This window comes from Shinella sp. GW835-FHT14H05, assembly GCF_058793575.1.
Map to the genome: position 1 here is coordinate 882,020 of NZ_JBXAFY010000001.1, position 12,555 is coordinate 894,574.

Sequence of the window (12,555 nt, forward strand, 5' to 3'; positions counted from 1 at the left end):
GGGCAGCCGAGTAGTGCTGGCGATAGCTCCCCCGCATGGTTATATGGAGCCTGATCGAGGTATCCATGCGCTTTTCCAACGCCTTCCTAGACGAGATCCGCGACCGCGTCTCCATTTCCGACGTGATCGGCAAGCGCGTGACCTGGGATCGCCGCAAGACCAATGTGTCGCGCGGCGACTATTGGGCCTGCTGCCCGTTCCACGGCGAAAAGTCGCCGAGCTTCCACTGCGAGGACCGCAAGGGTCGCTACCATTGTTTCGGCTGCGGCGTCTCCGGCGACCATTTCCGCTTTCTCACCGATCTCGACGGGCTGTCTTTTCCGGAGGCCGTGCAGCAGATCGCCGACCTGGCGGGTGTGGCCATGCCCCAGCCGGACCGCGAGGCGGAGCAGCGGGAGAAGGAGCGCACCGGCCTCGTCGAGGTCATGGAAATGGCGGCGCGCTTCTTCGAGGACCAGCTCCAGACGCCAGCGGGCGCCAAGGCGCGCGCCTATCTGCGCGACCGCGGGCTGACGGGCCGCACCATCGAGACCTTCCGCCTCGGCTACGCGCCGGAAAGCCGCAATGCTCTCAAGGAATTCCTGGCCGGCAAGGGCGTGCCGAAGGAATCGATCGAGGCCTGCGGCCTCGTCGTGCACGGGCCGGATCGCCCGGTTTCCTACGACCGGTTCCGCGACCGCATCATGTTCCCCATCCTCTCCGTGCGCGAAAAGGTCATCGCCTTCGGCGGCCGCGCCATGTCGCCAGATGCCCAAGCGAAATACCTCAACTCCAACGAGACCGAGCTCTTTCACAAGGGCAGCGTGCTCTATAATCACGCCCGCGCCCGGAAGGGTGCTCAAGGGGTTGACGGCGCCGGCACGATCATCGCCGTCGAAGGCTATATGGACGTGATTGCGCTTTACCAGGCGGGCATCGAGAATGCCGTGGCGCCGCTCGGCACGGCGCTCACCGAAAACCAGCTCGACCTGCTTTGGAAGATGACGCCGGAACCGGTGCTGTGCTTCGATGGCGATGGTGCCGGCATCCGCGCGGCAAACCGTGCCGCCGAGCTCGCGCTGCCTTTCATCAAGCCGGAACGCACCATACGCTTCGCGCTGCTGCCGGATGGCAAGGACCCGGACGACCTGGTGCGCAACGAGGGCCGCGCGCCCTTCGACAAGGTGATGGCGGCCGCGCGCCCGCTCGCCGAGATGATCTGGAACCGGGAAGTGCAAGGCGCCTCCTTCGACACGCCGGAAAGCCGCGCGGCGCTCGAAGCGCGCCTGCGCCAGGTCACGGCCGCGATCGTCGACGAGGACGTGCGGCGCCATTACCAGCAGAACATGCGCGACCGGCTCAACGCCTTCTTCCGCCCCGCCCAGCAGCGGCAGGGTGGCGGCAACTTTTCCGGCAACCGGCAGGGCCGGGGCGGCCGCAATGCGCCGCAGGGCAATGCGGTCTCGTCTGGTATATCCGATCGGCTGGCGCGATCGTCGCTGGTGCGCGGCGCCGAAGGGTTGCCGCCCTTGCGCGAAAGCGTGCTGGCGCTCACCGTCGTCAACCATCCCGGCCTGTTCTTCAGCGATTACGACGAGATCGCCATCATCGAATACGAGCACCGCGACCTGCAGCGGCTCTGGTCGTCGCTGCTCGGCATAGCCGGCTCCGTCGGCGCACGGCTTGCGCGCGACCGGCTGATCGAGGAGCTGGAGACGGCGGGTTTCGATGGGCTGCTCAAGGGCCTCGACCAGCAGGTCCGCAACTCCCGCCTCTGGACCGCGACAGCGGAGGCCGCCCCCGAGGATGCCCGCGAAGGTTTTCTCCAGGCGCTCGCGCTGCACAAGCGCACCCGCGCGCTGCTCTGGCAGCGCCGCGAACTGGAGCGCGAACTCGCTGTCTCGACCGAAGAGGGCGACGGCGAACGCGTGCCGCAAATCCTGCGCGCCCTCCAGGAGGTGCAACTGGAGACGGTGCGCATGGAAAACCAGGAAGCCATCATCGAGGGTTTTGGCGTGCTGTCCGGCAGGGTGAAGGGGCCGGCGGGGAAATAGGAGTGCTCTTGCGACCCCGGTGGGATCAAGTCCTTCCTGTCGGAAGAATTCGCAGAGGACGGCGCCCAACAGGGCAAGTGTCGCGTCGATGCCCACCGTTTTTCTCCCCTCTTTCACTTTATTTGCAACTTAGCCTTGAAATAAGAACAAATCAAGAACATTGTGTGTGAAGGCAAAAGCTGGTGGTCGGGCGGTTGCCCATGGTGGTGCACTTGGCCAGAATGAAAGGAGGAAGGTGCCATTGATGACCCAGACCAAATCGTCCCGTTCTCTCTCCGCGCTGTTCGACGCGCCGTCGGCGCCGCTCGACGTGCTGAAGCGCGTCTACGGCTACGACGCCTTCCGCGGCAAGCAGCAGGCGGTGGTGGAACATGTGGCGGTGGGCGGCGATGCGGTCGTGCTGTTTCCGACGGGCGCGGGCAAATCGCTGTGCTTCCAGATCCCGGCACTGTGCCGCGAAGGTGTCGGCATCGTCATCTCTCCGCTGATCGCCTTGATGCGCGACCAGGTGGAGGCGTTGAAGCAGCTTGGCGTCAGCGCGGCGGCGCTCAATTCCTCGCTGACGCGCGACGAGTTCTTCGCCGTGCGCGATGCGATGCGCGCGGGCACGCTCGACCTGCTCTATGTCACGCCGGAGCGCATCGTCACGGAGGGGTTCGCCGAGCTGGTGGCCGATGCCCGCATCGCGCTCTTCGCCATCGACGAGGCGCATTGCGTCTCGCAATGGGGGCACGATTTCCGGCCGGAATACCGCACGCTCGGCATGCTCGGCGAGCGCTATCCCGGCGTGCCGCGCATCGCGCTGACGGCGACCGCCGACCCGCATACCCGCGGCGATATCATCGAGCGGCTCGGCTTGCAGGATGCCGAGGTTTTCACCACCAGCTTCGACCGGCCGAACATTTCCTACGAGATCGCCGAGCGCGACCAGGCGCGCCAGCAGCTATTGCGCTTCCTGGGGCGCCACCAGGGCGAGAGCGGCATCGTCTATTGCCTCTCGCGCGCCAAGGTGGAGGACACCGCCGAATGGCTGAACACGCAGGGCGTTCGCGCACTGCCCTATCATGCGGGCTTCGACCGCGCCGTGCGCGATGCCAATCAGGATGCCTTCCTGAAGGAGGAAAACCTCTGCCTTGTCGCGACCGTCGCCTTCGGCATGGGCATCGACAAGCCGGATGTGCGCTATGTCGCCCATCTCGACCTGCCGGGCTCGGTGGAGGCCTATTACCAGGAGACGGGACGTGCCGGTCGCGACGGCCTGCCGTCGGACGCCTGGATGGCCTATGGCATGGCCGACGTCGTGCAGCGCCGCAGGATGATCGACGAGGGCAATGCGGCCGACGAGATCAAACGCATCGAGCGCGCCAAGCTGATGGCGCTGCTCGCCATCTGCGAGACGTCCGGCTGCCGGCGCAAGGCGATCCTGGCGCATTTTGGCGAATCGCATGCCGGCCAGTGCGGCAATTGCGATACCTGCCGCAACCCGGTCGAGACCTGGGATGGCACCGAAGCCGCCATCAAGGCGCTTGCCGCCGTCTACCGCACCGGTGAGCGTTTTGGCGCGGCGCATGTCATCGACGTGCTGATGGGGTCGGTCAACGAGAAGACCGAGCGCTTCGGCCATACCGAAATGCCGGTCTTCGGCGCGGGCAAGGATATCGCGCCGCGCATATGGCAATCGATCTTCCGGCAGTTGCTGGCGTCCGGCATGATCAGTGTCGACCATGCCGCCTTCGGTGCGCTGAAGCTGGAGGAGGAGGCGCGCGCCGTCTTTCGCCGCGAGCGGGAAGTGTTTTTCCGCAAGGACCGGCCGCAGGCGGGCCGCAAAGGCAAGGCCGGCAACTCGCCCGCCGCCCGCGAGCGCTCCAACCTCGCCGGCTCGGAACGCGAGCTTTTCGAGCTTCTGCGCGCCGAGCGCCTCGCCATCGCCAAGGACCTCGACGTGCCGCCCTATGTCGTGTTCCCGGATACCACGCTGATCGCGCTCGCCAAGGAGCGGCCGCGTGACCGGGAGGAGCTTCTGGACATTCCTGGCATCGGCGTTTCCAAGCGCGACCGGTTCGGCGATGCCTTCCTGGCCGTCATAGAGGAATTTGCCGGCTAGTTTTTTATAAGCCTGTCGGAACGTTCGTGGCTCGTTCGTCCTTGCTGTAGTTCACCAAGGAGGACGTCACGATGAAAGTCACGCAGCATCTCTGGTTCGAAAAGGACATGGAGGCCGCCATCGGCCTCTATACGTCGCTGATCCCGGGCTCTTCGGTTCACTGGGTTTCGCCGCTGCTTGCGGAAACGCCGAGCGGCCCGCCGGGCAGCGTCAAGATCGCGAGCTTCACGCTGGGCGACCAGCGCTACATGGCGATCGAGGCCGGACCGCTCGATCCGTTCAACCACAGCTTTTCCATCATGGTCGAATGCGAGACGCAGGGCGATCTCGATCGGCTGTGGGATGCGCTGAGGGAGGGCGGTTCGGTGGAACAATGCGGCTGGCTGAAGGATCGCTGGGGCCTCTCCTGGCAGATCGCGCCGGCGCGGCTCGGCGAGTTGATGAGCGACCCGGACCAGGCGAAGGTCAAGCGCGTCACCGAGGCGATGCTGACGATGGTGAAACTGGACATTGCCGGCCTGGAGGCCGCCGCTGCGGCGCGTTGATGGACCGTTGTTCCGGCGTTGGCTGAGGGGCGCCTTTACATCCGGACCGTCATCCCGCCGTCCACCACCAGCACGTGGCCGTTGACGAAGGAGGCGGCGTCGCTGGCGAGGAACAGGGCGGCGCCGGCGATTTCGTCTGCGCGCGCCCAGCGCTGGACGGGGATGCGCTGGCGCACGAAGGGCATCAGATCCTCGTCGGCGGCGAGCACGGCGTTTGTTTCCGTGGCGAACCAGCCGGGCGCGATAGCGTTGCTGGTGATGCCGTGCGGGCCGTATTCGACAGCCATGCTGCGCATCAGGCCGGTCAGGCCGTGTTTTGCGGCCGGGTAGATGCCGTCGTTCGGCATGGCGACATGGCCGCCGATCGAGGTGATGGAGATGAGGCGGCCGTGGCTGTGGCGTTTCATCAGGGCGGCGGCGTCGCGGGCGAGGCTGGCGGCGGCGAGAAGATCGGTGCGGATCAGCTCGTCGATGGCCTCGTCGTCCATCTCGGAAAGCGGCCGGCGGTCGCGGGCGCCGACATTGTTGACGAGCACATCGAGCCGGCCGTGCGTGCGGTCGATCGTGGCGAGCGTGTCGCGCTGGGCGGCGCGGTCGGCGATGTCGAAGGCGCTCGCGGACGCGCTGCCGCCTGCTTCGGTGATCGCGGCTACGGCCGCCTCCAGCGTCGCCGCCGTCCGGCCCGTCAGCACGACATGGGCGCCGGCCTCGGCAAGCGCCTTGGCGATCTCGAAGCCGAGGCCGCGGGCGGCACCGGTGACCAGCGCCACGCGGCCCTTCTGGGAAAACCTGTCCAGTATCGTCATCGTCGCACCCATTTTTCCGGCCGCCACCGGACAGGCGCAGGCCGGTTCTGTCAATCCCTTCCGTCAATCCGGGCACGGCTTTGCCTGCCGGGAAAAAACGGCTATGTCCGGCAGGAAAAGGACTTTGCCATGGCCCAGAACATCTACGACCAGCCCGCCTTTTTCGAAGGCTACAGCAGCCTTCCGCGCTCGGTGCATGGGCTTGCGGGCGCGGCGGAATGGGGTTCCGTGCGCGCGCTGCTGCCCGATCTCAAGGGCCGTCGCATCGTCGATCTCGGCTGCGGCTTCGGCTGGTTCGCGCGGCATGCGGCGGCGGAGGGGGCGGAAAGCGTGCTCGGCCTCGACCTTTCGGAAAACATGATTGCGCGCGCCCGGGCGGAAACGGCCTCGCCGGCCGTGCGCTACGAGATCGCCGACCTCGACACGCTCGATCTACCGCAGGGCGCCTTCGATTTCGCCTATTCGTCGCTCGCCTTCCATTATGTCGCGGATTTCGACCGGCTGGTGCGCACGGTCCATGCCGCGCTCACACCGGGTGCGTCCTTCGTTTTCACCGTCGAACATCCGATCTACATGGCGCCATCGGCACCGGACTGGGCGGAGGTCGGCGGGCGGACGGTCTGGCCGGTCGATGGCTATCTGGTGGAAGGCCCGCGCACGACGGATTGGCTCGCCAAAGGCGTCGTCAAATATCACCGCACGCTCGGCACGACGCTGAATGCGCTGATCGCGGCCGGCTTCACGATCCGCCATGTCGAGGAGTGGCGGCCGAGTGCGGCGCAGCTTGCCGAGCATCCGGAATGGCAGGTGGAACTGAACCGGCCGATGTTCCTGCTGATCGCCTGCGAGCGCGGTTGAAAACAGCGAAAGGGCGACGAGAGCCCTTTACGCGGCTTGCGGCTGCGCTAGAACTATCCCCGTGGAAATCGCCGGCATCACGATCAAAAAGACAGCCCGCGTTCAATCGGAAGGGGAGCCAAGCGATGGGAAAACTGAAATTGCCGCTCGACGGCGCCTGCCGCTGCGGGCGCGTCAAGATCCGCATCAGCGCGCCGCCGCTCATCGCCATGGCCTGTCATTGCACCGGCTGCCAGCGCATGTCGGGCAGCGCCTATTCCCTGAGCGCGGCGATCCCGACGGAGGGTTTTGCCGTCGTCGAGGGCGAGCCGGTCATCGCCGGCGCCAACCCCGAAGCCGGCCATCATTTCTGCCCGGATTGCATGACATGGATGTTCACGCGGCCGCAGGGGCTCGATTTCTTCGTCAACGTGCGCCCGACCATGCTCGACGATGTGAGCTGGTACAGCCCGTTCGTCGAGACCTATGTGAGCGAAAAGCTCGCCTGGGCGACGACGCCCGCCAAGCACAGCTATGAAAAATTCCCCCCGATGGAGGATTTTCAGCCGCTGATGGCCGGTTATGCCGCGAGCATCGCCTGAGCCGCCCCCTTTCTCAAAGCCGTGAGTGCGTGCCCATGACCTCCGCCTTCATCGCCCATCTGCAATCCGAAATCGACGGCCTCAAGGCCGGCGGCCTCTACAAGGCCGAGCGCGTCATCACCTCCAAGCAGGCCGGTGAGATCACCGTGACCTCCGGCGAGCGCGTGCTGAATTTCTGCGCCAACAACTATCTCGGCCTCGCCGACAATGCGGAACTGGCGGAAGCCGGCAAGGCGGCGCTCGATCGCTATGGCTATGGCATGGCCTCGGTGCGCTTCATCTGCGGCACGCAGGAGGAGCACAAGCAGCTCGAAGCGCGCATCTCCGCCTTCCTCGGGCTCGAAGACACGATCCTTTATTCCTCCTGTTTCGATGCGAATGGCGGGCTGTTCGAGACGCTGCTCGGCGAGGAGGACGCCATCATTTCCGATGCGCTGAACCACGCCTCGATCATCGATGGCGTACGGCTCTCCAAGGCGAAGCGCTTCCGGTATGCCAATAATGACATGGTAGCGCTCGAAGAGGAGTTGAAGAAGGCGGAAGGCGCGCGCTTCAAGCTGATCGCCACCGATGGCGTCTTCTCGATGGACGGCATCATCGCCAATCTCGGCGGCGTCTGCGATCTCGCGGAAAAATACCGCGCGATGGTCATGGTGGACGACAGCCATGCGGTCGGCTTCGTCGGCAAACATGGCCGCGGCTCGGCGGAACATTGCGGCGTCGAGGGCCGCGTCGATATCATCACCGGCACGCTCGGCAAGGCGCTGGGCGGGGCTTCGGGCGGCTACACGTCGGGTAAGCGGGAAGTGGTTGAGTGGCTGCGCCAGCGCTCGCGGCCCTATCTGTTCTCCAACACGCTCGCCCCCGTCATCGCGAGCGCCTCGCTGAAGGTCTTCGACCTCATCGACAATGGCGATGCGCTGCGCCAGCGGCTTTATGCGAATGCGGATCTCTTTCGCAGCGAGATGACGAAGCTCGGCTTCACGCTTGCCGGCGAGGGGCATGCGATCATTCCGGTCATGCTGGGCGATGCGGCACTGGCACAGGACATGGCGTCGCGCATGCTGAAGAAGGGGGTCTATGTCATCGGCTTTTCCTTCCCGGTCGTGCCGCGCGGCCAGGCGCGCATCCGCACCCAGATGTCGGCGGCGCATAGCGAGGCGGATGTCCGCAAGGCGATCGCCGTCTTCGCCGAGGTCGGGCGCGAACTGGGTGTGATTTAAAGAATCCTCTGAATCCCTTGCGGAGATTTCGTCATGTCGAACATGATGCGTGCGCTGGTTAAAGCGAAACCTGAAGTCGGCCTCTGGATGGAGAATGTCCCGGTGCCGGAGGTCGGGCCGAACGACGTGCTGATCCGGGTCAAGAAATCGGCGATCTGCGGCACGGACGTGCATATCTGGAACTGGGACCATTGGGCGCAGAAGACCATTCCGGTGCCGATGGTCGTGGGCCATGAATTCGTCGGCGAGATCGCCGAGATCGGCTCCTCCGTCACGAAGTACCATGTCGGCGAGCGGGTCTCGGGCGAGGGGCACATCGTCTGCGGCAAGTGCCGCAACTGCCGCGCCGGCCGCGGGCACCTCTGCCACTATACCAAGGGCGTCGGCGTCAACCGCCCCGGTTCCTTCGGCGAATATGTCTGTATTCCGGAGCACAATGTCGTGCCGATCCCGGACGATGTTCCCGATGAGGTCGCCGCGATCTTCGATCCGTTCGGCAATGCCGTGCACACCGCGCTCTCCTTCGATCTGGTGGGCGAGGACGTGCTGGTGACCGGCGCGGGGCCGATCGGCATTATGGGTGCGATGGTCGCGAAACGCTCCGGCGCGCGAAAGGTCGTGATTACCGATATCAACCCTGTCCGGCTGGACCTCGCCCGCAAGGTCGGCATCGACTATGTCGTCGATGCCTCCAAGCAGGATCTCGCCGAGGTGATGACCGAGATCGGCATGACCGAGGGGTTCGACGTCGGCCTTGAAATGTCCGGCGCCCCGCCGGCCTTCCGCTCGATGATCGACACGATGAACAATGGCGGCAAGATCGCCATTCTCGGCATCGCGCCGGACGGCTTCGGCATCGACTGGAACAAGGTGATCTTCAAGATGCTGACGCTGAAGGGCATCTACGGCCGCGAGATGTTCGAGACCTGGTACAAGATGATCGCTTTCGTGCAGGGCGGGCTGGATCTTTCGCCGATCATCACCCACCGCATCGGGATCGACGAATTCCGCGACGGGTTCGAGGCGATGCGCTCGGGCAATTCCGGCAAGGTCGTCATGGACTGGCACTGAGCAGGCCGCGCGAACGCATGCAGCGGTGCGATATAAGAATCGGGAGGAGTTTTGGAAATGAAATACGAGGGAAGCTGTCATTGCGGCGCCATCGCCTTCGAGGTGGAGGGCGAATTCGATACGGGGCTCGACTGCAACTGTTCGCTGTGCCGCCGGCGCGGCGGCCTGCTCGCCTTCGTGCCGCGGGAAAGCCTGGTGCTGACGACGCCGGAGGAGAACGTCTCGACCTACCAGTTCAACCGCCACATGATCGAGCATCATTTCTGTGCCAAATGCGGCATTGCGCCCTATGGCGAGGGCAAGGACCCGAAGGGAAACGGCATGGCGGCGGTCAATCTGCGCTGCATTCCGGCGATCGATCTTGCGACACTGGCGATCACCAAGGTGGACGGAAAGTCGTTTTGAAACCCTGGCGTGCGAATCGCTGTCGTGAGACGCGTGGGGGCGCGGGGAATGCGGCTCTTGTCTTTTCGGGATTTGCGCCTACATGAAGGCTCAATCGCCCGGATCCGCCGACTTTCCTGTCCGCGAACCCGAATCGGAACCTTTTGCGGCTTTTTTGCCGGAAAAGCTTGACGTAACCGAAAATTCTGGGAATCACCATTGTTGGCGAGCAAGGAATGGGTACGGCGGATCGGGAAGTCATGTCAATTGTGTTGCCTTGGCAACATGTCCACAGTCCCGCGGGCCGGGATGTGGTTAATCGGGATTTAATTGTCAATCCGTTAGGTGAGGGATGCCGTGAGGCGATTGCGCATGCCGAAGGGCGATCGGCTGCGGAAACCCTGACCGCTTGAAAACTGGATGCTCAGGAAAGCGACGAAATAAATGGCGACAAAGGTCAAAGAGAACGAGGAAGTCGAAAACGAACGCGAAGGCGCATCCGACGGCCCACTTCTCGATCTTTCCGATGATGCAGTCAAGAAGATGATCAAGGCCGCCAAGAAGCGCGGCTATGTCACCATGGACGAGCTGAATTCGGTCCTGCCTTCCGAGGAAGTGACCTCGGAGCAGATCGAGGACACGATGGCCATGCTCTCCGACATGGGCATCAACGTCATCGAGGACGAGGACGCCGAAGAGGCGAGCCAGGGCGGCGACGACGAGTCGAGCGACGACGACAACGAGAGCGAAGGCGGCGAAATCGCTTCTTCGAGCGGGACCGCGCTTGCGACCGCCAAGAAGAAGGAGCCGACCGACCGCACGGACGACCCGGTGCGCATGTACCTGCGCGAAATGGGGTCCGTCGAGCTGTTGTCGCGCGAAGGCGAAATCGCCATCGCCAAGCGTATCGAAGCCGGCCGCGAGACGATGATCGCCGGCCTCTGTGAGAGCCCGCTGACGTTCCAGGCCATCATCATCTGGCGGGATGAACTCAACGAAGGCCAGACGCTGCTGCGCGAGATCATCGACCTCGAGACGACCTATTCGGGTCCCGAGGCGAAGGCTGCTCCCCAGTTCCAGAGCCCGGAAAAGATCGAGGCCGACCGCAAGGCGGCCGAAGAGAAGGAAAAGAACCGCCGCCCGCGCGCTGCCAACGACGACGACATCACCAATGTCGGCGGCGACGGCATGCCGCCGGAGGAGGAGGAAGAGGACGACGACGAGTCGAACCTCTCGCTCGCCGCCATGGAAGCGGAACTGCGCCCGCAGGTCATGGAAACGCTCGACACGATCGCCGAGACCTACAAGAAGCTGCGCAAGCTGCAGGACCAGCAGGTGGAAGCCCGCCTGCAGGCGACCGGCACGCTCTCGCCCGCCCAGGAGCGCCGCTACAAGGAGCTCAAGGACGAGCTGATCACCGCCGTAAAATCGCTTTCGCTGAACCAGAACCGCGTCGATTCGCTCGTCGAGCAGCTCTACGACATCAACAAGCGCCTCGTGCAGAACGAGGGCCGTTTGCTGCGTCTGGCCGAAAGCTACGGCGTCAAGCGCGATTCGTTCCTCGAACAGTATTCCGGCGCGGAACTCGATCCGAACTGGATGAAGTCGATCGCCAACCTGGCCGCCCGCGGTTGGAAGGAATTCGCGAAAAGCGAAAACACGACGATCCGCGACATCCGCCAGGAGATCCAGAACCTTGCCACCGAGACCGGCATTTCCATCTCGGAATTCCGCCGTATCGTGCACATGGTGCAGAAGGGCGAGCGCGAGGCGCGCATCGCCAAGAAGGAGATGGTGGAAGCCAACCTCCGCCTGGTGATCTCGATCGCCAAGAAGTACACGAACCGCGGCCTGCAGTTCCTCGATCTCATCCAGGAAGGCAATATCGGCCTGATGAAGGCGGTCGACAAGTTCGAGTATCGCCGCGGCTACAAGTTCTCCACCTACGCGACGTGGTGGATCCGGCAGGCGATCACCCGGTCTATCGCCGACCAGGCCCGCACGATCCGCATTCCCGTGCACATGATCGAGACGATCAACAAGATCGTGCGCACCTCGCGCCAGATGCTGCACGAGATCGGCCGCGAGCCGACGCCGGAAGAACTGGCCGAAAAGCTCGCCATGCCGCTCGAAAAGGTCCGCAAGGTCCTGAAGATCGCCAAGGAGCCGATCTCGCTCGAAACCCCGGTGGGTGACGAAGAGGATTCGCATCTCGGCGATTTCATCGAGGACAAGAACGCGCTGCTGCCGATCGACGCCGCCATCCAGGCGAACCTGCGCGAAACGACGACCCGCGTGCTGGCCTCGCTCACGCCGCGCGAAGAGCGCGTCCTGCGCATGCGCTTCGGCATCGGCATGAACACTGACCACACGCTCGAAGAAGTCGGCCAGCAGTTCTCGGTCACCCGCGAACGTATCCGCCAGATCGAAGCGAAGGCGCTGCGCAAGCTGAAGCACCCGAGCCGCTCCAGGAAGCTGCGCTCGTTCCTGGATAGCTAAGGCGATAGACAGACAAAGAAAGCCCCGTTACCCAAAAGGTCGCGGGGCTTTTTGTATCTAGGCCAGCTTTGTCGGATCGCCGAACTCGGCATTCAGCCGTATCGCTTCGCGCACGAGCCGGCTTGCACTTTCCGCATCGACGCTGTCACCCTCGACAAAAGTCATCGTCGCCATCTCGTATTTGCCGCCGGGTTTCAGGCGTGATTCGCTGCCGCGCAGCCGCTGGCCGCGCCAGAAGCCGAAGAGCACGCGGGTTTCTTCGGTGCGGATCAAGAGGGCAGGGCCGTTGGAGAAATAGACGAGGTGGCTCCATTTGATGCGTTCGTCGAGGTCGCCCGCGGCAAGAACCGCGGCGCGCAGGGCCTCCAAGATCTCCCGATGCCAGCCGCTCTGGGCGGCGACATAGGCTTCGGGGCTCTCCGCGGGCTTTTCCTTGCGCATCATGGGCTTT

11 protein-coding genes are annotated in these 12,555 nt (G+C 64.2%); 9 read left to right on the plus strand and 2 right to left on the minus strand.

From position 1 onward, the window contains the following. The first annotated feature begins 65 nt into the window (after positions 1-65). The 3 genes from dnaG to AC1Q6Z_RS04425 all read left to right on the plus strand — a co-directional run bounded on the left by dnaG (position 66) and on the right by AC1Q6Z_RS04425 (position 4,682). Positions 66-2,033, plus strand: coding sequence for a DNA primase (gene dnaG, locus AC1Q6Z_RS04415; protein WP_492646858.1), 1,968 nt, complete (start codon positions 66-68; stop codon positions 2,031-2,033). Between the two features lie 244 nt (positions 2,034-2,277). Beyond that, complete coding sequence (gene recQ, locus AC1Q6Z_RS04420) at positions 2,278-4,137, plus strand: DNA helicase RecQ (protein WP_492646859.1); 1,860 nt, start codon at positions 2,278-2,280, stop codon at positions 4,135-4,137. A gap of 71 nt (positions 4,138-4,208) precedes the next feature. Then, positions 4,209-4,682: a VOC family protein gene (locus AC1Q6Z_RS04425; protein ID WP_256117423.1), complete on the plus strand. Its 474-nt coding sequence runs from the start codon at positions 4,209-4,211 to the stop codon at positions 4,680-4,682. Between the two features lie 35 nt (positions 4,683-4,717). Here the strand turns inward: AC1Q6Z_RS04425 and AC1Q6Z_RS04430 are convergent, their stop codons facing one another. Further along, positions 4,718-5,488, minus strand: coding sequence for an SDR family oxidoreductase (locus tag AC1Q6Z_RS04430; RefSeq protein WP_492646860.1), 771 nt, complete (start codon positions 5,486-5,488; stop codon positions 4,718-4,720). A gap of 129 nt (positions 5,489-5,617) precedes the next feature. On the opposite strand from AC1Q6Z_RS04430, the gene AC1Q6Z_RS04435 reads away from it, so the two are divergent. The 6 genes from AC1Q6Z_RS04435 to rpoD all read left to right on the plus strand — a co-directional run bounded on the left by AC1Q6Z_RS04435 (position 5,618) and on the right by rpoD (position 12,104). Further along, entirely contained in the window at positions 5,618-6,346 is a 729-nt protein-coding gene (locus AC1Q6Z_RS04435; protein ID WP_492646861.1) for a class I SAM-dependent methyltransferase, read from the plus strand. A 125-nt stretch (positions 6,347-6,471) separates the two neighbouring features. Beyond that, on the plus strand, positions 6,472-6,927 hold the full coding sequence (locus AC1Q6Z_RS04440) for a GFA family protein (RefSeq protein WP_492646862.1): 456 nt from the start codon (positions 6,472-6,474) through the stop codon (positions 6,925-6,927). A gap of 35 nt (positions 6,928-6,962) precedes the next feature. After that, positions 6,963-8,150: a glycine C-acetyltransferase gene (locus AC1Q6Z_RS04445; protein WP_492646863.1), complete on the plus strand. Its 1,188-nt coding sequence runs from the start codon at positions 6,963-6,965 to the stop codon at positions 8,148-8,150. Between the two features lie 33 nt (positions 8,151-8,183). Continuing rightward, positions 8,184-9,221: an L-threonine 3-dehydrogenase gene (gene tdh / locus AC1Q6Z_RS04450; RefSeq protein ID WP_439616189.1), complete on the plus strand. Its 1,038-nt coding sequence runs from the start codon at positions 8,184-8,186 to the stop codon at positions 9,219-9,221. A 57-nt stretch (positions 9,222-9,278) separates the two neighbouring features. Next, positions 9,279-9,626 carry a GFA family protein gene (locus AC1Q6Z_RS04455; RefSeq protein WP_492646864.1) on the plus strand — a complete coding sequence of 116 codons (348 nt, stop codon included), beginning with the start codon at positions 9,279-9,281 and terminating at the stop codon, positions 9,624-9,626. A gap of 423 nt (positions 9,627-10,049) precedes the next feature. Beyond that, positions 10,050-12,104, plus strand: a complete 2,055-nt coding sequence (gene rpoD, locus AC1Q6Z_RS04460) for an RNA polymerase sigma factor RpoD (RefSeq protein WP_492646865.1) — start codon at positions 10,050-10,052, stop codon at positions 12,102-12,104. Between the two features lie 57 nt (positions 12,105-12,161). On the opposite strand, the gene AC1Q6Z_RS04465 is transcribed toward rpoD, so the two are convergent. Then, entirely contained in the window at positions 12,162-12,548 is a 387-nt protein-coding gene (locus tag AC1Q6Z_RS04465) for a DUF1801 domain-containing protein (RefSeq protein WP_492646866.1), read from the minus strand. Between the last annotated feature and the right edge of the window lie 7 nt (positions 12,549-12,555).

Coding starts and splice junctions, on each gene's coding strand:
- dnaG (WP_492646858.1), top strand. CDS start 66: ATGCGCTTTTCCAACGCCTTCCTAGACGAGATCCGCGACCGCGTCTCC.
- recQ (WP_492646859.1), top strand. CDS start 2,278: ATGACCCAGACCAAATCGTCCCGTTCTCTCTCCGCGCTGTTCGACGCG.
- AC1Q6Z_RS04425 (WP_256117423.1), top strand. CDS start 4,209: ATGAAAGTCACGCAGCATCTCTGGTTCGAAAAGGACATGGAGGCCGCC.
- AC1Q6Z_RS04430 (WP_492646860.1), bottom strand. CDS start 5,488: ATGACGATACTGGACAGGTTTTCCCAGAAGGGCCGCGTGGCGCTGGTC.
- AC1Q6Z_RS04435 (WP_492646861.1), top strand. CDS start 5,618: ATGGCCCAGAACATCTACGACCAGCCCGCCTTTTTCGAAGGCTACAGC.
- AC1Q6Z_RS04440 (WP_492646862.1), top strand. CDS start 6,472: ATGGGAAAACTGAAATTGCCGCTCGACGGCGCCTGCCGCTGCGGGCGC.
- AC1Q6Z_RS04445 (WP_492646863.1), top strand. CDS start 6,963: ATGACCTCCGCCTTCATCGCCCATCTGCAATCCGAAATCGACGGCCTC.
- tdh (WP_439616189.1), top strand. CDS start 8,184: ATGTCGAACATGATGCGTGCGCTGGTTAAAGCGAAACCTGAAGTCGGC.
- AC1Q6Z_RS04455 (WP_492646864.1), top strand. CDS start 9,279: ATGAAATACGAGGGAAGCTGTCATTGCGGCGCCATCGCCTTCGAGGTG.
- rpoD (WP_492646865.1), top strand. CDS start 10,050: ATGGCGACAAAGGTCAAAGAGAACGAGGAAGTCGAAAACGAACGCGAA.
- AC1Q6Z_RS04465 (WP_492646866.1), bottom strand. CDS start 12,548: ATGATGCGCAAGGAAAAGCCCGCGGAGAGCCCCGAAGCCTATGTCGCC.